Origin of the sequence: Micromonospora sp. WMMD812, from assembly GCF_027497215.1 — a bacterium.
GTDB lineage: Bacteria > Actinomycetota > Actinomycetes > Mycobacteriales > Micromonosporaceae > Micromonospora.
This window is the reverse complement of the sequence record NZ_CP114904.1, coordinates 5,314,454-5,335,203: the sequence shown is the minus strand read 5'-3', so window position 1 is coordinate 5,335,203 and position 20,750 is coordinate 5,314,454. Positions and strand designations below refer to the sequence as shown.

18 protein-coding genes and 1 pseudogene are annotated in these 20,750 nt (G+C 74.7%); 5 read left to right on the top strand and 14 right to left on the bottom strand.

Features of this window, described 5'->3' with window-relative positions:
* Nucleotides 1-32: 32 nt before the first annotated feature.
* Nucleotides 33-995, bottom strand: a complete 963-nt coding sequence (locus tag O7603_RS24675) for a complex I subunit 1 family protein (protein ID WP_281572158.1) — start codon at nt 993-995, stop codon at nt 33-35.
* Complete coding sequence (locus O7603_RS24670; RefSeq protein WP_281572157.1) at nt 995-1,723, bottom strand: NADH-quinone oxidoreductase subunit C; 729 nt, start codon at nt 1,721-1,723, stop codon at nt 995-997. Before O7603_RS24670 ends, O7603_RS24675 begins: the two co-directional genes overlap by 1 nt.
* 112 nt (nt 1,724-1,835) lie before the next feature.
* On the opposite strand from O7603_RS24670, the gene O7603_RS24665 reads away from it, so the two are divergent.
* Nucleotides 1,836-2,882, top strand: coding sequence for a glucose 1-dehydrogenase (locus O7603_RS24665; protein WP_281572156.1), 1,047 nt, complete (start codon nt 1,836-1,838; stop codon nt 2,880-2,882).
* A gap of 18 nt (nt 2,883-2,900) precedes the next feature.
* Here the strand turns inward: O7603_RS24665 and O7603_RS24660 are convergent, their stop codons facing one another.
* Both O7603_RS24660 and O7603_RS24655 read right to left on the bottom strand, forming a co-directional pair.
* Nucleotides 2,901-4,217, bottom strand: a complete 1,317-nt coding sequence (locus tag O7603_RS24660) for a DUF2252 domain-containing protein (RefSeq protein WP_281572155.1) — start codon at nt 4,215-4,217, stop codon at nt 2,901-2,903.
* A 49-nt stretch (nt 4,218-4,266) separates the two neighbouring features.
* Nucleotides 4,267-4,845 carry an NADH-quinone oxidoreductase subunit B gene (locus tag O7603_RS24655; RefSeq protein WP_281572154.1) on the bottom strand — a complete coding sequence of 193 codons (579 nt, stop codon included), beginning with the start codon at nt 4,843-4,845 and terminating at the stop codon, nt 4,267-4,269.
* A 250-nt stretch (nt 4,846-5,095) separates the two neighbouring features.
* On the opposite strand from O7603_RS24655, the gene O7603_RS24650 reads away from it, so the two are divergent.
* Nucleotides 5,096-5,662 carry a SigE family RNA polymerase sigma factor gene (locus O7603_RS24650; protein WP_281572153.1) on the top strand — a complete coding sequence of 189 codons (567 nt, stop codon included), beginning with the start codon at nt 5,096-5,098 and terminating at the stop codon, nt 5,660-5,662.
* Nucleotides 5,655-6,857, top strand: a complete 1,203-nt coding sequence (locus tag O7603_RS24645) for a hypothetical protein (RefSeq protein WP_281572152.1) — start codon at nt 5,655-5,657, stop codon at nt 6,855-6,857. Before O7603_RS24650 ends, O7603_RS24645 begins: the two co-directional genes overlap by 8 nt.
* 67 nt (nt 6,858-6,924) lie before the next feature.
* Here O7603_RS24645 and O7603_RS24640 read toward each other — a convergent pair whose 3' ends face one another.
* The 4 genes from O7603_RS24640 to O7603_RS24625 all read right to left on the bottom strand — a co-directional run bounded on the left by O7603_RS24640 (nt 6,925) and on the right by O7603_RS24625 (nt 10,623).
* On the bottom strand, nt 6,925-7,167 hold the full coding sequence (locus tag O7603_RS24640; protein ID WP_281572151.1) for a hypothetical protein: 243 nt from the start codon (nt 7,165-7,167) through the stop codon (nt 6,925-6,927).
* 91 nt (nt 7,168-7,258) lie between these two features.
* Nucleotides 7,259-8,842 (bottom strand): aspartate aminotransferase family protein, encoded by a 1,584-nt coding sequence (locus O7603_RS24635; RefSeq protein ID WP_281572150.1) that lies wholly within the window; start codon nt 8,840-8,842, stop codon nt 7,259-7,261.
* Between the two features lie 27 nt (nt 8,843-8,869).
* Nucleotides 8,870-10,276 carry an MFS transporter gene (locus O7603_RS24630; RefSeq protein ID WP_281572149.1) on the bottom strand — a complete coding sequence of 469 codons (1,407 nt, stop codon included), beginning with the start codon at nt 10,274-10,276 and terminating at the stop codon, nt 8,870-8,872.
* Between the two features lie 32 nt (nt 10,277-10,308).
* A complete protein-coding gene (locus O7603_RS24625; protein WP_281572148.1) occupies nt 10,309-10,623 on the bottom strand; it encodes an MGMT family protein in 315 nt (104 codons plus the stop codon).
* A gap of 13 nt (nt 10,624-10,636) precedes the next feature.
* Here O7603_RS24625 and proB point away from each other — a divergent pair, with 13 nt between their 5' ends.
* Together proB and O7603_RS24615 are read left to right on the top strand one after the other, a co-directional pair.
* The gene (gene proB, locus O7603_RS24620; protein WP_281572147.1) at nt 10,637-11,794 is read left to right on the top strand and encodes a glutamate 5-kinase; all 1,158 of its coding nucleotides are present in this window, start codon (nt 10,637-10,639) and stop codon (nt 11,792-11,794) included.
* 32 nt (nt 11,795-11,826) lie between these two features.
* The gene (locus tag O7603_RS24615; protein WP_281576795.1) at nt 11,827-13,077 is read left to right on the top strand and encodes a glutamate-5-semialdehyde dehydrogenase; all 1,251 of its coding nucleotides are present in this window, start codon (nt 11,827-11,829) and stop codon (nt 13,075-13,077) included.
* 15 nt (nt 13,078-13,092) lie between these two features.
* Here O7603_RS24615 and O7603_RS24610 read toward each other — a convergent pair whose 3' ends face one another.
* From O7603_RS24610 to O7603_RS24585, 6 genes and pseudogenes are all read right to left on the bottom strand, one after another.
* Nucleotides 13,093-13,980 carry a prenyltransferase/squalene oxidase repeat-containing protein gene (locus O7603_RS24610; RefSeq protein ID WP_281572146.1) on the bottom strand — a complete coding sequence of 296 codons (888 nt, stop codon included), beginning with the start codon at nt 13,978-13,980 and terminating at the stop codon, nt 13,093-13,095.
* Between the two features lie 55 nt (nt 13,981-14,035).
* Nucleotides 14,036-15,284 (bottom strand): annotated as a pseudogene (gene moeZ, locus O7603_RS24605) (adenylyltransferase/sulfurtransferase MoeZ).
* Between the two features lie 103 nt (nt 15,285-15,387).
* Nucleotides 15,388-16,212: a DUF3152 domain-containing protein gene (locus tag O7603_RS24600; RefSeq protein ID WP_281572144.1), complete on the bottom strand. Its 825-nt coding sequence runs from the start codon at nt 16,210-16,212 to the stop codon at nt 15,388-15,390.
* A gap of 127 nt (nt 16,213-16,339) precedes the next feature.
* Nucleotides 16,340-17,326, bottom strand: a complete 987-nt coding sequence (locus O7603_RS24595; protein ID WP_281572143.1) for a DUF3152 domain-containing protein — start codon at nt 17,324-17,326, stop codon at nt 16,340-16,342.
* 5 nt (nt 17,327-17,331) lie between these two features.
* A complete protein-coding gene (locus tag O7603_RS24590) occupies nt 17,332-18,306 on the bottom strand; it encodes an alpha/beta hydrolase (protein ID WP_281572142.1) in 975 nt (324 codons plus the stop codon).
* A 23-nt stretch (nt 18,307-18,329) separates the two neighbouring features.
* Complete coding sequence (locus O7603_RS24585) at nt 18,330-20,375, bottom strand: hypothetical protein (protein WP_281576794.1); 2,046 nt, start codon at nt 20,373-20,375, stop codon at nt 18,330-18,332.
* Nucleotides 20,376-20,750: the final 375 nt, after the last annotated feature.

The following is a 20,750-nucleotide window of genomic DNA, read 5'->3' as shown; positions in this document are numbered from 1 at the left end:
CGCGGCCGCGGCCGCGTGTGCCGTGTGCTGCGTCAGAGTGCTACTCGGACGGCGGCGGTGAGGACCAGCTGGCCGAGGGACGCCGGCACCAGCACCAGCCAGCAGAGGCGCTGGAGCTGGTCCTCGCGCAACCGCGGGTACGACACCCGGAGCCAGATGATCAGGAACGCGACGGCGAAGACCTTGAGCAGCGTCCAGAGCCAGCCGAGCTGCGCGTCGGCGAACGGCCCCTGCCACCCGCCGAGGAAGAGCACGGTGGTCAGCGCGGCGATCACCACGATCCCGACGTACTCGGCGAGGAGGAAGAACGCGAAGCGCAGCCCCGTGTACTCGGTCATGTAGCCGAAGACCAGCTCGGAGTCGGCGATCGGCATGTCGAACGGCGGGCGGCGGATCTCGGCGAGCCCGGCGACGAAGAAGACGACCATCGCGGGCGCCTGCCACAGCAGCCACCAGGGCTGCCACGCCTCGACGATGCCGGAGAGGCTGAGCGTGCCGGCGGCCATCGCCACCGAGGCGGCGGCCAGCACCAGGGGCAGCTCGTAGCCGAGCAGCTGGGCGGCCCCGCGCAGCCCGCCGAGCAGGCTGTATTTGTTGGCCGACGCCCAGGCGGACATCAGCACGGCCACCACGCCGACGCCGACCACCGCGAGCACGAAGAACAGCCCGATGTCCAGCGGCTGGCCGACCAGGTCGTTCGGACCGAGCGGGATGACCAGCAGGACGAGCAGGTAGGGCACCAGCGCGACCGCCGGGGCGAGCCGGAACACCGGCCGGTCGGCCTCGCGCGGGGTCACATCCTCCTTCTGCACGAACTTGATCCCGTCGGCGACCAGCTGCGCCCAGCCGTGGAACGCGCCCGCGTACATCGGGCCGAGCCGGCCCTGCATGTGCGCCATCACCTTGTGCTCGGCCTGCCCGACCAGCAGCGGCAGGGTGAGGAAGGCGACCACCACGCCACCCACCCGGAGCACCAGCTCCAACCAGAGCGGCATCAGGTCGTCCCCTCCTCGTCGCCGGGCCGTTCGGGCGGCGCCGGGCGGGCGGAGCGCTCGGGCGTCGCCGGACGGGCGGGCCGTTCGCGGGCCGGGCGGGCCGGGGTGCCACCGCGCGGCCCCTCTCCCACGCCACCCGCGCCCGCCGGGGTGGGCGTCGTCCCCCACTCGCCCGGAGCGGGCACACCCGGCGGCCGGATCGGGCGCCGGCCTCCGCCGGCCTCGGACTCGCCCGGCTCCTTGGCGCCCGGCCAGGGCTTCGCCACCCGGGAGGCCAGCACGAACTCCTTGCGCAGCGGGTGGCCCTCGAACTCCGGCGGGAGCAGCAGGGGGAGCAGCCCGCGACGGCCGGCGAAGTCGATGCCGAACATCTCGTGCGTCTCCCGCTCGTGCCAGTCGGCGCCCGGGTAGACGTCCACGACGGAGGCCACCTCGGGCGCCTCCCGGGGCACCCGGGTGCGCAGCAGCACCCCGTGCCGGTGTCGTGTCGACCAGAGGTGGGCCACCACGTCGAACCCCTCGGCCAGTTCGTCCACGGCGGAGAGCCAGTCGAAGAAGTCGCAGGCCAGCTCCGCGTCGTCGCGGGCGGCCCGCAGCGCGTCCCGCCAGCTCGCCGCCGGCACGTCGACGGTGGCACGGGCGTGCCGTTGACCGCCGGAGACCGAGGGGGTGGCCTCGGCCGGCGCGAGCAGCGTGGCCATCCGGCGGCCGACCTCTTCCGGAGTCATGCCGCTGATCCTAGGGCCGCCGCCGCCCGGCCGCGTCGGGCCGCCCGTGCCGTGGGTGGGGCATCTGTCGGGTTACCGCCCGAAGGCCGGGCGGGCACGCCAAGATGTGAAAGTGCGCGCTGTGACTGTGGCCCCCGGGGTCGCCGATTCCCTGGCACTGGACGAGAACCATCCGGAACCGGCTGCCGAGGAGGGTGCTGTCCTGGTCGAGGCGCTGGCCGTCGGCATCTGCGGCACCGATCACGAGATCATCGCCGGCGAGTACGGCGAGGCGCCGCCGGGCGAGCAGCGCCTGGTGATCGGGCACGAGTCGCTGGGCCGGGTGCTGGAGGACCCGACCGGGAGCCTGCGACCGGGCGATCTCGTCGCCGGGATCGTCCGCTACCCGGACCCGGTGCCCTGCTCGAACTGCGCGGTCGGTGAGTGGGACATGTGCCGCAACGGGCGGTACACCGAGCACGGGATCAAGGCCCTGCCCGGCTTCGCCCGGGACCGCTGGCGGGTTCCACCCACGTTCGCGGTGCGGCTGGACCCGGCCCTCGCCCAGGTCGGGATGTTGCTCGAACCGACGAGTGTGGTGGCCAAGGCGTGGGACCACATCGAGCGGATCGGACACCGGGCCGAGTGGCAGCCGCGGAGTGTGCTGGTGACCGGCGCCGGACCGATCGGCCTGCTCGCCGCCCTGCTCGCCACTCAGCGTGGGCTCAGCGTGCACGTGCTGGACCTGGCCACCAGCGGCCCCAAGCCGGACCTGGTCCACGCGCTCGGTGCGACGTACCACTCGGTGCCGGTCAACGACCTGGACTTCGAGCCGGACGTGGTGGTCGAGTGCACCGGCGCGCCGAAGGTGGTGCTCGACGTGATGTGCAAGGCCGCCCCGACCGGCATCGTGTGCCTGGCCGGAGTCTCCAGCGGCGGCCGGACCATCGACTTCGACGCGGGCGCGCTCAACCGGGCGCTGGTGCTGGAGAACAACGTGGTCTTCGGCTCGGTGAACGCCAACCGGCGGCACTGGGACCTGGCCGCCGAGGCGTTGGCCCGCGCCGACCAGTACTGGCTCAGCACGCTGATCAGCCGCCGGCTCCCGGTGTCCAGCTACAAGGACGCGTACACGCCCGGGCCGGACGACATCAAGGTGGTGCTGGAGTTCGGCGCCTGACCCGTCGGCGGCGGCGGCTCAGATGCCGGGCAGCCGGCCGTTGCGGAACAGGTCCACGAACAGCTGGTGGTCCTCCCGGGCGCGGACCCCGTACGAGTGGGCGAACTCCACGAGGTGGCCGACGAAGCCCGGCTCGTCGCGGTCGACCACCGCGACGATCGCCTCTTCCGTCGAGTAGTCGACCAGATCGTGGCTGGACTCGTCGTCGGCCACGGAGTGCATCCGGGCCACCGCGCGACCCAGGTCGGCGAGCACCCCGGCCAGCTCCTCCGACTCGTTGACGTCGGACCAGTCCAGGTCGGCGGCGTACGGGGAGACCTCGGCGACCAACTGCCCGGCCCCGTCCAGCTCGGTGAAGCCCAGCCACGGGTCGGCGTGCGCCTGCAACGCGCGCTGCGACTCGGCGGTCCGGTGCCCCTGGTGCTGGAAGTAGCCGCGGACCGTCTCGTCCGGGATGTGCCGTGCGACCGCCGGCACCTGCGCCTGCTTCATGTAGATGACGACGTCGTTCTCCAGCGCCTGGGTGTGCCCCTCCAGCAGCAGGTTGTACGACGGCAACCCGGCCGAGCCGATGCCGACACCCTTGCGGAGCACCACGTCCTTGATCCGCGCCTCCACCGGCCGCAGCCGGGCCGAGGTAACCGGCAGCGTGCCCAGGTAGTCGTGGAAGGCGGCCAGGACCCGGTCACGCGTGGCGCCGTCGATCTCGAACACCCCGTCGCCGAGGGAGAACCGCCGCTCGTAGTTGTCGATCGTGGTCTGCGCGGCGAGCAGGTCGACCCGGGTGTTGAGCCGGGCCTGCTGGAGCACCTGGCGGAGCACTCCGTCGGCGTTGTCCAGGGTGATCGAGCCGATCGCGTCGTCGCCGCCGGCGGCGATCGCGCGCAGCTCGGTCAGGTAGGACCGGGCGAAGCCGGTGACCAGGTCGCTGATCACCCGGTCGGAGAGCGCCTTGGCGTAGCCGAGCAGCGCCACGCTGGCGGCGAACCGCCGCAGGTCCCAGGTGAACGGCCCGACGTACGCCTCGTCGAAGTCGTTGACGTTGAACACCAACTGGCCGGAGGCGTTCATGTAGGTGCCGAAGTTCTCCGCGTGCAGGTCGCCGTGGATCCACACCCGGCTGGTCCGGTCGTCGAGGTAGCTGTCGTCGGCGAAGTCGCCGCGCTGGTCGGCGTAGAAGAGCGAGGCGCTGCCCCGGTAGAACGCGAACGGCGACGCGGCCATCTTGCGGAACTTGCGGCGGAAGGCCGCCGGGTCGAGCGACATCGACGGCCCGAACTCGGCGATCAGGACGTCGACGATGTGGGCGGAACGCTGGTCCGGGGAGGTGCTCATGGAGCGCACGCTAGTCGCGGCCCGCCAGCCAGGTCGCTCGGCCGACTGGTCAGCCTGCCGGTGGGCGTACGGGTGGGGCGGTGAGCGACTCGACCGAGCGCGGGGCCGCGCCGTCGCGGGGTGGGGCGTCCACCGGGGCGGCGAGCACGTCCGGCCGGGGCACCCCGCCGAGACCGGACTGCTCGGCGGCGATCTTCTCCTGAAGGCGCAGGATGCCGTGCAGCAGCGCCTCCGGCCGGGGCGGGCAGCCCGGCACGTAGACGTCGACGGGGATGAGCTGGTCGACCCCCTTGGTCACCGAGTACGAGTCCCAGTAGGGCCCGCCGCAGTTCGAGCAGGCGCCGAACGAGATGACGTACTTCGGCTCGGGCATCTGGTCGTAGAGCCGTTTGATCGCCGGCGCCATCTTGTCGGTGACCGTGCCGGAGACCACCATGAGGTCGGCCTGTCGCGGGCCGTGCGCGAACGGGATGACGCCGAGCCGCATGAAGTCGTGCCGGCCCATGCTCGTGGCGATGAACTCGATCGCGCAGCAGGCCAGGCCGAAGTTGAACACCCAGAGCGAGTAGCGGCGGCCCCAGTTCAGCACGAACCGGATCGGCTCGCCGAGCACTCCCGGCAGCTGCACGACCGCCCCCTTCCCATCCCCACCGACAGTCAATCACAGGACCGGGGGCGACTCGGAGGGCCGGCGGCGACGCCGGCGGGACCCCGGACACGACCGCCATGTCGCGGAGTGCGAACCCACCGGTGGCGTCTCCGCGATGACACCGACCGTTCACCACACTGTCGCCCACACCGGCGCAACCCGGTCCCGCTCCCCCGCGTGTCAGCAACGTCACTCCCATCGACCGGGGTGACCAGACGGGGAGGAACAGGTGACGGTGAGCACCGAACCGAGGCTCGACGAGCCACCGCCCGAGCGAGCTGTCCGGCCGGACGTGCGCCCGTCGGTCGACCCGGTCGACTTCGACCAGCTGTACCACGCCCATTTCCGGTCGCTGACCGCCCAGCTCGCGGCGTACATCGGTGACGTGAACCAGGCGCAGGACCTGGTCCAGGAGGCCTTCTGTCGCGCCTTCGCGCGGTGGTCGAAAGTCTCCCGCTACGACGATCCGGTCGCCTGGGTGCGGCGGGTCGCGTGGAACCTGGCCACCAGCCGGTGGCGTCGACTGAGGACCGCCCAGTCGCACCTGCGGCGGCAGCGGATGGAGCACGTCCCCGGACCCACCCCGGACCGGGTGGCGTTGACCCGGGCGCTGGCCACCCTGCCGCCGAACCATCGGCGTGCGGTGGTGCTGCACCACCTCGCGGACCTCTCCGTCACCCAGATCGCACAGCAGGAGAACGTGCCCGAGGGCACGATTAAGTCCTGGTTGCACCGGGGACGGGCCGCCCTGGCGGCCCAGCTCGCTCCGGCGAACGAGGGGACCACCCATGCCTGACGCCGACGACATGCGACTGCACACGGCGTTCGCCGCGTACCGGGACGCGTTGGTCCCCACGATCGCCCCGGAGGGGCCGGCCGCGGTCCGTGAGACGGTCCGCCGGCGACGGCGGCGCACCGTGGGCGCCGTCGCCGCGGCCCTGGTGGTCGCGGCGGCGCTGCCGGTGGCCGGGCAGGCGGCGTTGCGGCGGGAGCCGGCGCCACCGGCGATCATCCCGCCCACGCCGACCAACTCCCCGTCGTCCACGCCCAGCGCGACCGCCAGCCCGACGCGGACCGTGCCGGACGGCCGGATCACCCGGGAGGAGCTGCTCGCCGCCCGAGTCGACCTGCCCGACTGGAACGACCTGCCCAGCCCGCCGGAGAGCGGGCCGGACTGCCCCTCCCAGGCCGTCCAGCTGAGCGGCGACCCGGTGAGCGACGACGTCAACCTGCTGATCGAGCTGACCTACGGCGACGTCGACCGGGACGGCGCGGCGGAGACGGTCACGCTGCTCCGCTGCATCTTCGGCACCCGGGGACCGGCGCAGGTGGTCGCCTTCGACCGGGACGCCGCCGGCCGGATCATCACGCTCGGCCGGGTGGCGGCGACCGCGGACCCGGCCCCGGAGTGGCTGATCGGGATGGAGGTCCGGGCCGACGGCGTGGTCCGGGTGGCGATGGCGGACCGCGCGCCGGGCGCCAGTTGGCCGCTGGAGTGGTCGCAGCGCCAGTGGCGCGGCTACCGCTGGGACGGGCGGCGGTTCCGGCAGGCAGAGGGTCCGGCCTCCTTCGGCCCGAACCCGCACGCCGCCGACCTGTCGGTCACCGCCACGAACCTGGTCCTCGCCAGGGAACCCGGCGACAGCTGGTCGGGCACCATCAAGCTCCGGGTACGCAACAGCAGCGCGGGTGAGGTGCACAGCGCGAGGCTGACCTTCGACGTTCCGTATCAGCTGCGACCGGTCGGGGCCGGCTGGGACCGTTGTCGCCAGAACGCCCACGAGATGACCGCGCCGTACCAGTGCGACCTGGGCAGGTTGGCGCCACACGCGGACCTCCAGCTCACCCTCCAGCTGCGGCGCGCACAGGGCACGCCGTTACCGGCCGGCAAGGCGACGATCGAAGTCCTCGCCACCGACGCCGACGGGGTACGGCTGACGGAACGCGATCGGGACGACAACGTCGCCACCATCACCTATCGCTACAGCTGACCGGCGTCCCCGACGCGTCGGCGGCCGCCGTCCCTGGCGGCCGCCGACTGCAGAGGTATCGAACGGCTCAGGCGAGCACGACGCCCGGGCCGGGGCCGATCAACTCCACGACGCCGGGCCCGGGGCCGATTTCACCCGGCGCGCCCGGACCCGGGCCGATCGCGAGGGACACGCCCGGACCGGGGCCGATCTCACCCGGCGCGCCCGGGCCGGGGCCGATCGCCGTTACGGCGGCGGCCAGGCCGCCCAGTCCGAGCGCCAGCCCGGCCGCCGCGGTCAGTCCGGTCAGCACGATCTTCCGCTTCGTCATCGCCATCTCCCGTTGTGGTGGGGCTTGATGCGTTGACGGTACGTTTCTCACGAAAGCCGAAAAACCCCCTTTTAGCGGCAATTATCTATACTTAAGCCTGTTGATGAATGCCTGGCGCTATGCCCCAGGTCGGGCGCTGGAGCAGGCCGACGAACTCGACCAGCAGCCGCTCCCGGAATGCCGGCGGGGCGGCGTTCAGCAACGCGTTCACCGGGGCCATCCGCTCCGGCACCGAGGCGCCAGCGGGGACCGACCCAGCAGCCAGCCGACCCTCCGACTCGGCAGTCGGGCCCGCCGGGCCCGTCGACCGGCCGCCGCCCAGACCGAGACCGGCGGCGAGGCCGGCGACCAGGTCCGGGGTGAGCGCGTCCGGGGTCAGCGTCGCGGCGAGGGCGAGCAGTTCCCCCGGCAGCTCGACCGGCCCGGCCGCCCGTGCCGCCGCCACCGCGTCGGCCAGGTCGGGGCCGAACTCGGCCACCCGGGGCGCCACCGCCGCGGTCACCGTGAGGTGTACGGTCGCCGGCAGGCCGGCGTACGTGAGCTGGGGCTGGGTGTGCCAGCCGCGGGCGGTCAGCTCGTCGACCAGGACGAAGAGGTCGAGGTCAGGATCGGTGGTGGTGAAGCAGACGACCGTGGACTCCGGCTCGGCCATCAGCCGCAGGCCGTCGACGGCACGCACCGCGTCGGCCAGCCCGGCCACCGCGTCGCAGGTCAGCGACGCGAGCCGCAGGTAGCCGTCGTCGCCGAGGTGTCGCAGGGTGGCGTACGCGGCGGCGATGGGGCCGCCGGAGCGGGTGGAGGCGATGGTCGGGTTGATCATCGTGTACCCGGGCCAGTCGGCGTACGCGAAGTACTGCGGCGCGCGCAGCGCCGGGTCGCGGTGCAGCAGCACCGAGACGCCCTTCGGGGCGTACGCGTACTTGTGCAGGTCGACCGAGATCGAGGTGACACCGGGCACCGTGAAGTCGAACGGCGGCACGGGCGCGCCGAGCCGGCGCAGGTACGGCAGGGTCCAGCCGCCGAAGCAGGCGTCCACGTGGCAGCGCACCCCGGCCACCGCGGCCGCCGCGGCGATCTCGCCGACCGGGTCGACCACGCCGTGCGCGTACGACGGGGCGGAGCAGGCGACCAGCACGGTGTCCGGCCCGATCGCGGCGGCCATCGTGGCCGGGTCGGGGCGCAGCGTCGCCGGGGAGACCGGCACGACGTCCAGCGCCACCCGCAGGTAGTGCGCCGCCTTGGCGAAGGCCGCGTGCCCGCTCGACGGCACCACGATCCGGGGCGCGGCGATCTCCGGCCGGGAGTCCCGGGCGGCCTTGACCGCCAGGATCAGCGATTCGGTGCCGCCGCTGGTGACGCTGCCGACGACGTCCGGCGCGCTGCTGCCGGGGCCGCCGCCGAGCAGCCGGGCCGCCGCGCCCACGAGGGCGTTCTCCATGGCGAGCAGGGACGGGAAGGCGGTCGGGTCGAGCCCGTTGACGTGCGCGCTCGCCGCGTGGGCCGCCGCGGCCAGCTCGTCCAGCCCGGGCACGGCGGGGTCGTAGACGTACGCGAACAACCGCCCACCGTGCGTGGGCCGGTCAGTCTCTCGCAGCGCCGCGATCTCGTCCAGCACCCGCTGCGCCGGGACCCCCCGGTCCGGCAGGGCGCTCCCGCCGCTCTCCTCGTCGATCATGGAGTTCTGGTGCCCTTCTCGTGTGGATCAGCGGCTTTCGTCCCCCAGCACAACTGCATGATCGACCGGCGCGGCGGCGTGCGCCGCGGCCAGGCGGGCCGGGGTCAGGTCGTACGGGCGGAGGAAGACCAGGGCCGCGGCCACCAGGAGGGCGGGCAGGACGGTGAAGCCGAGCAGGATGCCGAGGCGGGCGGTGTCCGACTGCGCGGCGGCCGTCCCGGTGTCCGAGGAGACGTAGCCGGTCAGCTGGAGCACCAGGCCGAAGATGCCCGGCCCGAGCGCCAGCCCGAGGGTCTCGCCCGCCGTCCACAGGCCGGTCAGGACCCCGGCCTGCCGCCGACCGGTGCGCGCCTCGTCGAAGGTGATGCAGTCCGGCAGCATGGCGAGCGCGAAGACCTGCTGGCCCGCGTACCCGACGCCGATCACCGCGACCACCGCGTAGACCGCGACGGCGGGCAGGACCGGGGCGGCGGCCAGGGCCAGCGCGCCCAGCGCGAAGAGCAGCGCGGCGGCGACCAGCGCGGCCAGCTTGCCCACCCGGGCACCGACCCGGGTCCAGAGCGGCATCACCAGCAGCGCCGGCCCGACGAAGCAGGCGAAGAGCAGGGTCGCGCCGGTCTCCGGGTCGCGCAGGATCTGGTCGGCGAAGTAGTTGACCCCGGCCAGGACGGTGGCCACCCCGGCGGACTGCACCACGAAGCAGAGCAGCAGGGCCCGGAACGGCCGGTTGCGGCCGGCGGCCGCGAGCTGCGCGCGCAGCGTCGGCTCGCTCTGGCGCACCCTGCCGGTCGGCGCGGACCGGGTGCCGAGGAACGCGCCCACCGCGCCGAGGGCGATCAGCGCGGCCACGAAGAGGCCCATCCACCGGTGTCCGGGGAGCCCCTCCCCGCCGGCGGTCACCACCACCGGCGCGACCGCCCCGGAGACCAGGATGGCCAGCGCCAGCACGGCGATGCGCCAGGTCATGAGCCGGGTGCGCTCGGCGTAGTCGTCGGTCAGCTCGGCCGGCATCGCCACGTACGGCACCTGGAAGAAGGCGAACGCGGTGGCCGTGGCGAGGAAGGCGACCGCCACGTACGCCCCGGCCGCGCCGTCCACACCGAACGGTGCGGCGAAGATGGCGGCGAACAGCAGCGCCAGCGCGAGCCCGGCGAGCAGCAGGTACGGTCGGCGCGCTCCCCAGCGGGAGCGGGTGCGGTCGGAGATCCGCCCGGCCACCGGGTTCACCAGCACGTCCCACGCCTTGGGCAGGAGCACCAGCAGCGCGGCCACCCCGGCGGCGACGCCGAGCGTGTCGGTGAGGTACGGCAGCAGCAGCAGCCCGGGCACGGTGCCGAAGGCGCCGGTGGCCAGCGAACCGAGGGCGTACCCCGCGTGCACCCGACGTGGCAGGCCGCCCGGGACCGGAGCCGGTCCAGCCGGCGGCGCGTTCATGGCGCCGAATGTTACTCACGTTCCGCCCGGGGTCACATCCCCTCTTCCGGCGACCATCCGGCCGCCCTCATGTCCACCCCGTCACCGCGCAACGGCGTCCCCTCCCCGCGCAGCCGCGCCCGGGCCTCCCGCTCGTGGCCCGGCGGCAGCCGGCCCGCGGAGGTGACCACGCGGTGCCAGGGCACCGAGCCGCCGTGCCGCGACATGATGGCGCCCACCAGCCGGGCCGAGGACCGGCCGGAGCGCTCGGCGAGCGCGTCGGCCACCGCCCCGTACGACATCACCCGCCCCAGCGGGATCCGCTCGACCAGGTCGAGCACCGCCTCGACGTACTCGTCAGGAGTCACAATCCGCCACCATATGGGAACGCCGCCGGGCGGCGCGGCCGTGACCACGCAGAATGGGCGGGTGCGCGAAGCGGTAACGGCGGCCCGGCGGGTCGTCGTCAAGATCGGGTCCTCCTCGTTGACCACCGCCGCCGGCGGGCTGGCCGACGAGCGGGTGGACGCGCTGGTCGACACCCTCGGCGCGCTCGCCGCCGACGGCCGCGAGGTCGTGCTGGTCTCCTCCGGCGCGATCGCCGCCGGCCTGGCCCCGCTCGGTCTGTCCCGGCGCCCGCGTGACCTGGCCACCCAGCAGGCCGCGGCCAGCGTCGGCCAGGGCCTGCTGATCGGCCGGTACGCGGCCAGCTTCGCCCGGCACCGGCTGACCGTCGGGCAGGTGCTGCTCACCGTCGACGACGTCACCCGGCGCGCGCACTACCGCAACGCGTACCGGACGTTGCGCAAGCTGCTCGACCTGCGGGCGGTGCCGATCGTCAACGAGAACGACACGGTGGCCACCGAGGAGATCCGGTTCGGCGACAACGACCGGCTGGCCGCGCTGGTCGCCGCCCTGGTGCACGCCGACCTGCTGGTGCTCCTCTCCGACGTCGACGCACTGTGGACCGGCGACCCGGCCCGGCCCGAGTCGACCCGGATCACCGAGGTACGCGGCGAGGACGACCTGGCCGGCGTGGCCATCGGCGGCGCCCGCCGGGCGGGGGTGGGCACCGGCGGCATGGTGACCAAGGTCGAGGCGGCCCGCATCGCCACCGGTTTCGGCATCCCCGTGGTGCTCACGGCCGCCCCGCTGGCCGGCGCGGCGTTGGCCGGCGAGCCGGTCGGCACCCTCTTCCACCCGCGGCGGCAGCGGCCGGCCGCGCGGCTGTTCTGGCTCGCGCACGCCACCTCGCCCCGAGGGCGGCTGCACCTGGACCCGGGCGCGGTCGCCGCGGTGGTCGGGCGGCGGAAGTCGCTGCTGCCGGCCGGCATCACCGCGGTCGACGGGGCGTTCACCGCGGGCGACCCGGTCGACCTGGTCGACACCGAGGGCGCGCCGGTGGCCCGCGGGCTGGTCAACTACGACGCGGTGGAGTTGCCCGGGCTGCTGGGCCGCTCCACCTCGGAACTCGCCGCGGCGCTCGGCCCGGCGTACGAACGGGAGGTCGTCCACCGCGACGACCTGGTGCTGCTGTGAGGAGAGGTGGCATGAGCGAGCGGAGTGCCGGCATGAGCGGGACGGTGACGGAGCAGGCGCGGCGGGCCCGGGAGGCGGCGAACGAACTGGCCGTCGTGACGCGTACGGCCAAGGATGCCGCGCTCCGCGCGATGGCCGACGCGCTGGTGGCGCGTACCCCGGAGATCCTGGCGGCGAACGCGGCGGACCTGGCGGCCGGCCGGGAGGCCGGGCTGACCGCTTCGGTGCTGGACCGGCTCGCCCTCGACGAGGGCCGGGTGGCCGGCATCGCCGACGCGCTCCGGGAGATGGCCGCGCTGCCCGACCCGGTGGGCGAGGTGGTCCGCGGCTCGACCCTGCCCAACGGGCTGGAACTGCGGCAGATCCGGGTGCCGTTCGGTGTTGTCGGCATCATCTACGAGGCCCGCCCGAACGTGACCGTCGACGCCGCCGGGATCTGCCTGAAGTCCGGCAACGCGGCGCTGCTGCGCGGCTCCTCGTCAGCCGCCCACTCCAACGCCGCGCTGGTCGCGGTGCTGCGCGACGCCGTCGCCGGCGCCGGGCTGCCCGCCGACGCGGTGCAGTTGCTCGACGCCGGCTCCCGCGACTCGGTCAAGGAGCTGATGCGCGCCCGCGGCCTGGTCGACGTGCTGATCCCGCGCGGCGGGGCGTCGCTCATCCGCACCGTGATCGAGGAGTCCACGGTGCCGGTGATCGAGACCGGGGTGGGCAACTGCCACGTCTACGTGGACGCCGCCGCCGAACTGTCGAAGGCCGTCGCGATCACGCTGAACGCCAAGACGCAGCGCCTCTCCACCTGCAACACCGCCGAGTCGCTGCTGGTGCACGCGAGCATCGCCGACGCGTTCCTCCCGCCGATGCTGGCCGCTTTCGCCGAGGCGGGGGTGACCGTGCACGGCTCCCCCGAGGTCGCCGCGATCTCCGACGCGGTCGTGCCGGCCACCGACGAGGACTTCGCCACCGAGTACCTCTCCGCCGACATCGCGGTCGCCGTGGTCGACTCGCTCGACGCGGCGGTCGCGCACATCCGGCGGTACGGCACCGGGCACACCGAGGCGATCGTCACCGACTCGGCGACCGCCGCCCGGGACTTCGTGGCCCGGGTCGACGCCGCCGCGGTGATGGTGAACGCCTCGACCCGGTTCACCGACGGCGGAGAGTTCGGCTTCGGCGCCGAGATCGGGATCTCCACGCAGAAGCTGCACGCCCGCGGTCCGATGGGCCTGCCGGAACTTACCTCGACCAAGTACGTGGTGACCGGCGACGGCCACCTGCGCGGCTGACGCGCGGGCGGGCGGTCAGCGGCAGGCGCGGATCGCGGTCAGCGTGGTGTTGACGTCGAACTGGTGACCGTCGTCGCTCTCCCAGCCGCCGTCGCTGCGCTGCGTCTCGGCGAGCCGGCGGTGGGCCGCCAGCATCGTGGGATGGGTGGGGTCGAGGTCCACCCGGCGTAGCGTCGCGGCCAGCCAGGCGGTGTCCGCCGGCGACATCCCGGACAGCCGCCCGGCCAGCGCGACCAGGATGCGCGCCGACTCGTCGTACATGTGCTGGCCGTGGAAGATCGCCGCGCTCAACCAGCCGGCCGGCAGGTACGACGGCCAGCTGCCGTCCCGGCCGACCTGCCCGGCCAGCGCCTCCGCCGCGCCGTGCACCACGCCGGCGTACGCCCCGCCGACCCGGCTGTCGAGCGGACCGGCGGCACGGGCGTCCCGGCCGGCCACGGCCAGCCAGTAGCCCGCGTTCGCGGTCAGGAAGAACCGTGCCTCCGGGTCGCCGGGCCGGGCCCAGGACGGGGCGACGTCGGCCAGCGACTCGTCCTCCTCCCAGCTGCCGTCGGCGAGCTGGGAGGCGGCGAGCCAGTCCAGGGCCTTGCGGGCCGCGGGCCGGCCGAGCGCGCCGAGGTCGTCGAGCTCGGCCAGCCGGAAGCAGGTGGCGTCGACCGAGCCGACGGCGTCGCCGAGGATCGCCGGCCAGCCGCCGTCGGGCGCCTGCCCGGCCTCGGCCATGTCGAGCAGCTCCGGCGGCGTCGGCGCGCCGGTGCGGAGCCGGGAGAGGCGGGCGCGCTCCACCGTGTCCCCATGAGCCACGACGAAGCCGATCGCGGCGTCCAAGTCGACCACGGCGGCCACGCTACCGGCGCAAACGTGATTACGCCTCGGTAGCTCGGCCGAGGTGAACCCGCCCACCCCGGGTACGCGAGGGGCCCCTTCCGGCACCGGAAGGGGCCCCTTCGACGACTCGTCAATACGCCGGCAGTGACGGGTCGATCTGCTTGATCCAGGAGAGGACGCCACCCTGCACGTGCACCGCGTCCCGGAACCCGGCCGCCTTGAGCGCGGCCAGCGCCTCGGCCGAGCGGACCCCGGACTTGCAGTGCAGCACGATCTGCCGGTCCTGCGGCAGCCGGGCCAGCGCATCGCCGGAGAGGATGTCGCCCTTGGGGATCAGCGTGGCGCCGGGGATGCGGACGATGTCGTACTCGGCCGGCTCCCGCACGTCGACCAGGAAGATGTCCTTGCCGGCGTCCTGCCACTCCTTGAGCTCCAGCGCGGTGATGGTCGAGTCGACCGTCGCCTCCTGGGCCTCCACCGACACCGCGCCGCAGAAGTCCTCGTAGTCCTCCAGCAGGTCGGTGACGGTCGGGTTCTCGCCGCAGAGCGCGCAGTCCGGGTCCTTCCGGACCTTGATCTTGCGGTACGACATCTCCAACGCGTCGTAGACCATCAGCCCGCCGACCAGCGGCTCGCCGATGCCGGTGAGCAGCTTGATCGCCTCGGTCACCTGGATCGAGCCGATCGAGGCGCAGAGAACGCCGAGCACACCGCCCTCGGCGCAGGACGGGACCATGCCGGGCGGCGGGGGCTCCGGGTAGAGGCAGCGGTAGCAGGGGCCGTGCTCGGCCCAGAAGACCGAGGCCTGGCCGTCGAAGCGGTAGATCGACCCCCAGACGTACGGCTTGCCGAGCAGCACCGCCGCGTCGTTGACCATGTAGCGGGTGGCGAAGTTGTCGGTGCCGTCGACGATCAGGTCGTACTGGGCGAAGATCTCGCGGACGTTCTCGCGGTCCAGCGCGGTGTTGTGGATCTCCACGTTGACCAGCGGGTTGATCTCGCGGATGCTCGCCGCGGCGGACTCGGCCTTGGACCGGCCGACGTCGGACACGCCGTGGATGATCTGGCGCTGGAGGTTGGACTCGTCGACGGTGTCGAAGTCGATGATGCCGAGCGTGCCGACACCGGCCGCGGCCAGGTACATCAGGGCTGGCGAGCCGAGGCCGCCGGCGCCGACACAAAGCACCCGGGCGTTCTTCAGCCGCTTCTGCCCCTCGACCCCGACGTCCGGAATGATCAGGTGACGCGAGTAGCGGCGGATCTCGTCAACGGTCAGCTCGGCGGCGGGCTCGACGAGCGGGGGCAACGACACGATGGACTCCCCGGGATCGGCGGTGCGAACCGCGCCATTGTCGCTCGCCGGGGCACCGGTCGGCCATGAGGGAGGACACGCCGCCCGGTATTCGGGAGCGGGAATAAAGCCGTCGGCCGATGCGTCCGGCAGGGGGGGGGCGTCCCGTCGGCCGCCCCCTTGTGCGGTGGTCAGGGCACGATCTCGCCCGCGTACCGGCGGCCGTCGAGGTAGGGCCAGGCGTTGGCGACGCAGCCCTCCAGGCCGTACGTCTGCTGCTGCATGACGGGCGCCGGCCGGCCGGGGCCCGGACACGCCTCGTGTCCCTCGCCGAACTCGTGTCCGACCTCGTGGTTGACCACGTAGGTCCGGTAGACCGACAGCGGGGCGCCGTAGTCGGGCACCGCCTCCATCCAGCGGGCCAGGTTGATGATGACCTGTCCGGGCAGCCGGCACGAGGTGTAGCCCTCGGTGCTCAGCCCGCCCTCGGCGCACATCCGTTCCGAGGTGACCGGGGTGGCCAGGTAGATGGTGAAGTCGGCGGCGGCGGCCTCGGCCACCCGCTGCACCCGCAGCTCGCCCGAGGCGATCCAGCTGCGCGGGTCCGCCAGCGTCGCGTCCACGCTGGCCGCGAACGCGTCGGCGTCCTGGCCGGCGCCCTGCTCGACGACGACTTGGTACCGACGCAGCGGGCCGTCGACGCCCCTGACCGGGGTGCCGCCGGCGGCGACGCTGAACCGGCCCTCGCCCGTGGAGGGCACGGGCCGCGGATCGGCGTGCGCCCCGGCGCCGGCGGCCTGCGGGACCCGGCCCTGGACGGCCGGAGGCGGCGCCGGAGAAGGCTCGGCAATGCGGGACAGGACGACCCCCGTGGCCGCGAGGAGCAGGACCAGACCGAGCAGGGCGGTGCGACGACGGCGTCGGTACATCCGGTCCCGGGCGGGGCGCCGGCGCCGGGCGGATCCGGACGGCGGGCGGGCGGGATCAGGCGGGTCGCAAGGGGACGACGTCGTCATGAACCCAGCGTGCCAGATTAAATGGGCATTACTCCGCTTTTATCGCCAATGCCACTAGACATCGGAATACGCCTTTTCGCCCACCACGCAGGGCGAATGGCACATCCAACTACAAACGGGCACAAAACTAGAGCACCGGCCCGGAGTAGAGGCGGCCGTTCCGGTACGGCCAGGGGTTGGCCACGCAACCGTTGAGGAACAGGGTCTGCTGCATCATCACCGGTGCGGGCCGCCCGGTCCCGGGGCACCGCTCGTGCCGGTGCCCCAGTTGGTGCCCCACCTCGTGGTTGACCACGTACGTGCGGTAGACCGACAGCGACACCTCCGCCTGGACGAAGTGCGGGACGGAGAGCCGCCACCGGTCCAGGTTGATGATCACCTTTCCCGGCGCCCGGCAGGACGTGTACGGCTTCCCGTTGATCCGGATGTCGACGCCGCCCTCCGCGCACATGCGCCCGGCCGTCCGGGCGGTCGCCAGGTAGACGGTGAAGTCGGCGGCGGCGCCCCCGGACACCTGCTGCAACCGCAGCCGCCGACTGTCCACCCAACTGCCCGGCCCGGTCAGCGCGACCTGCACCGCCTGGCCGAACTCGCGCGCGTCCTCGCCGCTGCCCGACTCGACCGCGACCCGGTAGCGCTGCATCTGCCCGGCCGCACCGAGCACCGGCCCGGTGCGGTCGTCGTAGCCGAACCGGCCGGTGCCCGCGGACGGCACCGGCCCGGCCAGCCGGAGCGCCGGCGCCGTCGGCGACGGGCTCACCGTCGACGGAGTGGGCGAGGGTGACGTGGTCGGCTCGGGCGACGCGGCCACCAGCGGCAGCGTGGCCGCCTCCGGCCGGGTCTCCTGGGCCGTGACGCCCTCCTGGTGCCGACCGACCACGGTGACCAGGGCCCCGACGGCCAGCAGGACCGCGGCCAGCTGCGCCAGCGCCTGGAACCGGCGAGCGCGGCGGCGCGGCGACCGATCCGAGGGACGCGGCGCGGCGGGACCGGCCGGGCGACGGGCCGCGGTCGCCCCGACCGGCGGGCGGGGAACGGGGACCGGTGCGGCGATCGGGCGCGGGGCGGTACCCGCGGCGGACCGGCCCGCCGAACGGGGCTCTGAGCTGGGCATCCGGCTCAGCCTGCCAGATCAGACCGCCGCGCGCTCTCCTCCGTTTCGGCGAGCAGTCCGAGCACCGCCCGGGCCACCAGCCGGGGCACCTCGAGCTGCGCCACGTGCCCCACCCCGTCGAGCATGAGCAGCCGGCTGTCCGGGATCACCCGGGCGGTCTGCGGCGCGACGCGCACGTCCACCATCCGGTCCTGCCGGCCGCCGACCACCAGCGTGGGCGCCCGCACCGCCCGTGCCAGCCGCCACAGCGACCCCGGGCCGGGCAGGTACGACCGGAGAAAGCTGGAGACCAGCCCGCGGAACGTCCGGACGTACGCCGTGGCGTAGTGCGCGGCCTGGTAGCGCACCAGGATCTCCTCCAGCGCCTCCTTCCGGCGCTGCTCGCAGATCCGGCTGAGGTCGGCGACGCACGCCTCCATCACCTGCTCGGCCAGCACCTCGGGGGCCACCTGGGCGAGCTGCCGCGCGGCGAGCCACTCGGCTCGGGGAAGGGCGAGCAGCGGCAGCATCCGGCCCTGCAAGGAGCGCCGGAAGTCGAGGAACGGCAGCGCCGGGGAGACCAGGGTCAGCGTGCGTACCAGGTCGGGGCGGAGCCCGGCGACGTGGACGGAGACCGCCCCACCGAGCGAGTTGCCGAAGAGGTGCACGGGCCCCCGTCCGGCGTGCTCGATCCAGCGGACGACCCGCTCCGCGAGGGCCGGCACGGTGTAGCGGCGGCCCGGCTCGCTCCGGCCGAAGCCGGGCAGGTCGATGGCCTGGCCCTCCAGCCGATCGGCGAGCAGCCCGGCCAGGTCGGTCCAGTTCTGCGACGAGCCGCCAAGGCCGTGCACGTACAGCGCCGGCTCGGCGGCCGGACCGGTGGCCGGGGTCTCCCGGACGTAGGTGACCGAGCCGTCGAGACGCACCGGTCGTCCCGGCCAGGGCGGCGGGATCCGGTGCTCGGGAAGAACGTGCTCCGGGCAGAGGGTGGCACGCTTCATGTTTCCAGTCTGCCCTCGCGAGCTCAGGCGAGCAGGGCCTCCAGCCGACGATTCACCGCTGCCAGCGTCGCGCGTACGACCGCCTGCCGTGGATCGCCGGCGACCAGCGCCGACCCCGCCAGCTGCTCGACCCACCCGTCGCAGACCAGCAGCACGACCACGGTGGCGACCTCGCAGTTGCCGAACGGCACCACCGCGGCGTGCTCGACGAAGCAGCGCCCGCCCTCGGCGTGGTCGGGGCGGCGCAGCAGCTCGTCCACGGCGGCCGCGGCGGCGACCGAGCAGAGCCGAAGGACGTACCCGTCGACGGCCGGCCCGGTAGCGTAACCGGCGGCGCTCTCAGCGGCGGCGAGGAGACGGACCTCCACGGTGGCGTCGAGCCCGAAGGTGCTCACCTGGACATGGTCGATCACCACCCGGGGCCCCGGCACACCGCCGGTGTCCAGCGGCCGCGACGGCGCGCTCTCCGTGGTGGTCAACTGCGCGCCGGAGTACGACGCCCCGAGGGTCGCCGGACTGCCGGTGGCCATCCCGGCCGCCGGAGCGGCGGTCGTCGCCTCCTCCACGGTGGCCCGGCCGCGCGGCGGCGCGGTCGGCCGACGCCGGCGCGGCGTCTCCGTCTCGGTGCGCGTCTGGCGGCCCTCCGCCCGGTCCGGCGCCTCGACGGGCTGGGCGGCCCGGCCTTCCGGGGCGGTGCGGATGTCCGGGGAACGCTCCGCGGTGCGGCGCTCGGGTGGCCGGACCTCGGCGCGCCCCTCGGCGGCGCGTGACGCCGCCCCCTGGACCTCGGCGCGCCCCTCGGCGGCGCGTGACGCCGCCCCCTCCGCGGCGCGCCGGCGGACCGGCGGGGGCGGGGACGCGGGCGGCACGCCGGGCACGTTCTGCGGGGCGGCGGCAAGGCCCATCGTCTCCTGGAGCAGGCGGGCGACGTGCCGGCTCACCTCGGCCGGATCGGCGCCGTCGGCCAGGTCGAGGCGGAGGCTGTGCGCGCCCGCGGCGGTACGCCGCAGCGACGCGTCGCGGACCCCGTCCACGCCACGTACGGCGCCGAGGATCGCGTTGACGTCGAACCCCTCGGGCCGCTCCTGGGGCGGCGCGGGCTCGTCGTCGCGCCGCAGGTGCGTGGCGATCCGGGCGAGTTCCGGGGTTTCGGCGGGTGGCTCCACGGCTGGCGGCTCCGGCACGACGGGCACGTCCGGTTCGGCGGGGACGCGCTGCGGCAACATCGCCGTCGTCGGGTCCGGCCGCCGGTCGTCGGCCGGCGCGGGCGCGGACACGGGGTCGGGGGCGGATCGGCGGGCCGCGTAGGGCGGGGCGCTCGCCGCGGCGGGCGCCGACGGGGTGCGGTCGCGGAGGCCGGCTCCGCTCGTGGCGGAGGCCGAGGCGGGACCTGACTGGACCGCGGGGTCGCCCGAGGTCGGCTGGGCGGGGCCACCGTAGCCGCCGGTCACGGTCGGCGGGCCGTCGGTCGGTGGGGTGGGCGGGTCGGCCTCCGCGCCCGGCGGGCGGAGACGGAACGGCCGGGTCGCGCGGAACTCCGGCGCGGCCGGACCGTCGGAGGATGCGGGCAGGTCGGATGCGGCCGGCGGGCCGCTCGTCGGGCGACCACCGGCCCAGGCCGGCCGGTCGGGCGGAGCCGACCACACGCCGCCCGGGCCGCCGGCCCAGGCGGGCCGTTCCCCGGCGGCCGGTGGCGCGCTCGACGGTGCGGGCGGCGCACTGCTCGGCGGCGCCGGCGGGGCGCTGGACGGCGCCGGCGGGGCGCTGGACGGCACCGGCGGGGCGCTGGACGGCACCGGCGGGGCGCTGGACGGCACCGGCGGGGCGCTGCTGGGCGCCGGCGCCGGGCCCCAGGACGCCCGCTCGGGCGGCACCGGGACCGGGGCAGCGGGAGTCGGACGCTCGGCGGCCCAGGTCGGTCGCTCGACCGGGGCGGGCGAACCGGACGGCTCGGGCGGCGCGCTGCTCGGGGCCGCCACGGGACGGCCACCGGCCCAGGCCGGCCGCTCGGTCGGCGTCTGCCGCTCGGCCTCGGCGGCGTAGGCGGGCTCCGGCTCCGGGCGGGGCATCTCATAGGGGCGGACCGGCTCGGCGCGGACCGGCTCGTACGGGTGGCTCGGCTCGGCCCGCGCCGGCTCGTACGGCCGGATCGGCTCGGCGGCCCAGGCCGGCGCGCCCTCCTTGCGGGCCCGGCGCCCGGCGGTCTCCCGCCCGGCCTCCTCGGCGCTCTCCCGCGCCCGGTACCCGGTCGGCTCGTCCTCCCGGCTCCGGCGCCCAGCGGGCTCGTCGTCCGCGCGGGCCCGGCGGCCGGTCGGCTCGTCATCGTGGCGTGACCAGGGCGGGGCCCAGCCGCCGCCCCAGCTCGGCCGGTTCCAGCTCGGCCCGGACCAGTCGGGTTCCCCGGCCGGCGGCTCCGCGGGCGCGGGCGGCTCGGCGGCGGCCCG

What these genes read in the sequence shown, in the direction of transcription:
- O7603_RS24675 (WP_281572158.1), bottom strand. Translation starts at nt 995, where the DNA reads ATGCCGCTCTGGTTGGAGCTGGTGCTCCGGGTGGGTGGCGTGGTGGTC.
- O7603_RS24670 (WP_281572157.1), bottom strand. Translation starts at nt 1,723, where the DNA reads ATGACTCCGGAAGAGGTCGGCCGCCGGATGGCCACGCTGCTCGCGCCG.
- O7603_RS24660 (WP_281572155.1), bottom strand. Translation starts at nt 4,217, where the DNA reads ATGAGCACCTCCCCGGACCAGCGTTCCGCCCACATCGTCGACGTCCTG.
- O7603_RS24645 (WP_281572152.1), top strand. Translation starts at nt 5,655, where the DNA reads ATGCCTGACGCCGACGACATGCGACTGCACACGGCGTTCGCCGCGTAC.
- O7603_RS24640 (WP_281572151.1), bottom strand. Translation starts at nt 7,167, where the DNA reads ATGACGAAGCGGAAGATCGTGCTGACCGGACTGACCGCGGCGGCCGGG.
- O7603_RS24635 (WP_281572150.1), bottom strand. Translation starts at nt 8,842, where the DNA reads ATGATCGACGAGGAGAGCGGCGGGAGCGCCCTGCCGGACCGGGGGGTC.
- O7603_RS24630 (WP_281572149.1), bottom strand. Translation starts at nt 10,276, where the DNA reads ATGAACGCGCCGCCGGCTGGACCGGCTCCGGTCCCGGGCGGCCTGCCA.
- proB (WP_281572147.1), top strand. Translation starts at nt 10,637, where the DNA reads ATGGGAACGCCGCCGGGCGGCGCGGCCGTGACCACGCAGAATGGGCGG.
- O7603_RS24615 (WP_281576795.1), top strand. Translation starts at nt 11,827, where the DNA reads ATGAGCGGGACGGTGACGGAGCAGGCGCGGCGGGCCCGGGAGGCGGCG.
- O7603_RS24600 (WP_281572144.1), bottom strand. Translation starts at nt 16,212, where the DNA reads ATGACGACGTCGTCCCCTTGCGACCCGCCTGATCCCGCCCGCCCGCCG.
- O7603_RS24595 (WP_281572143.1), bottom strand. Translation starts at nt 17,326, where the DNA reads ATGCCCAGCTCAGAGCCCCGTTCGGCGGGCCGGTCCGCCGCGGGTACC.
- O7603_RS24590 (WP_281572142.1), bottom strand. Translation starts at nt 18,306, where the DNA reads ATGAAGCGTGCCACCCTCTGCCCGGAGCACGTTCTTCCCGAGCACCGG.
- O7603_RS24585 (WP_281576794.1), bottom strand. Translation starts at nt 20,375, where the DNA reads ATGCCCCGCCCGGAGCCGGAGCCCGCCTACGCCGCCGAGGCCGAGCGG.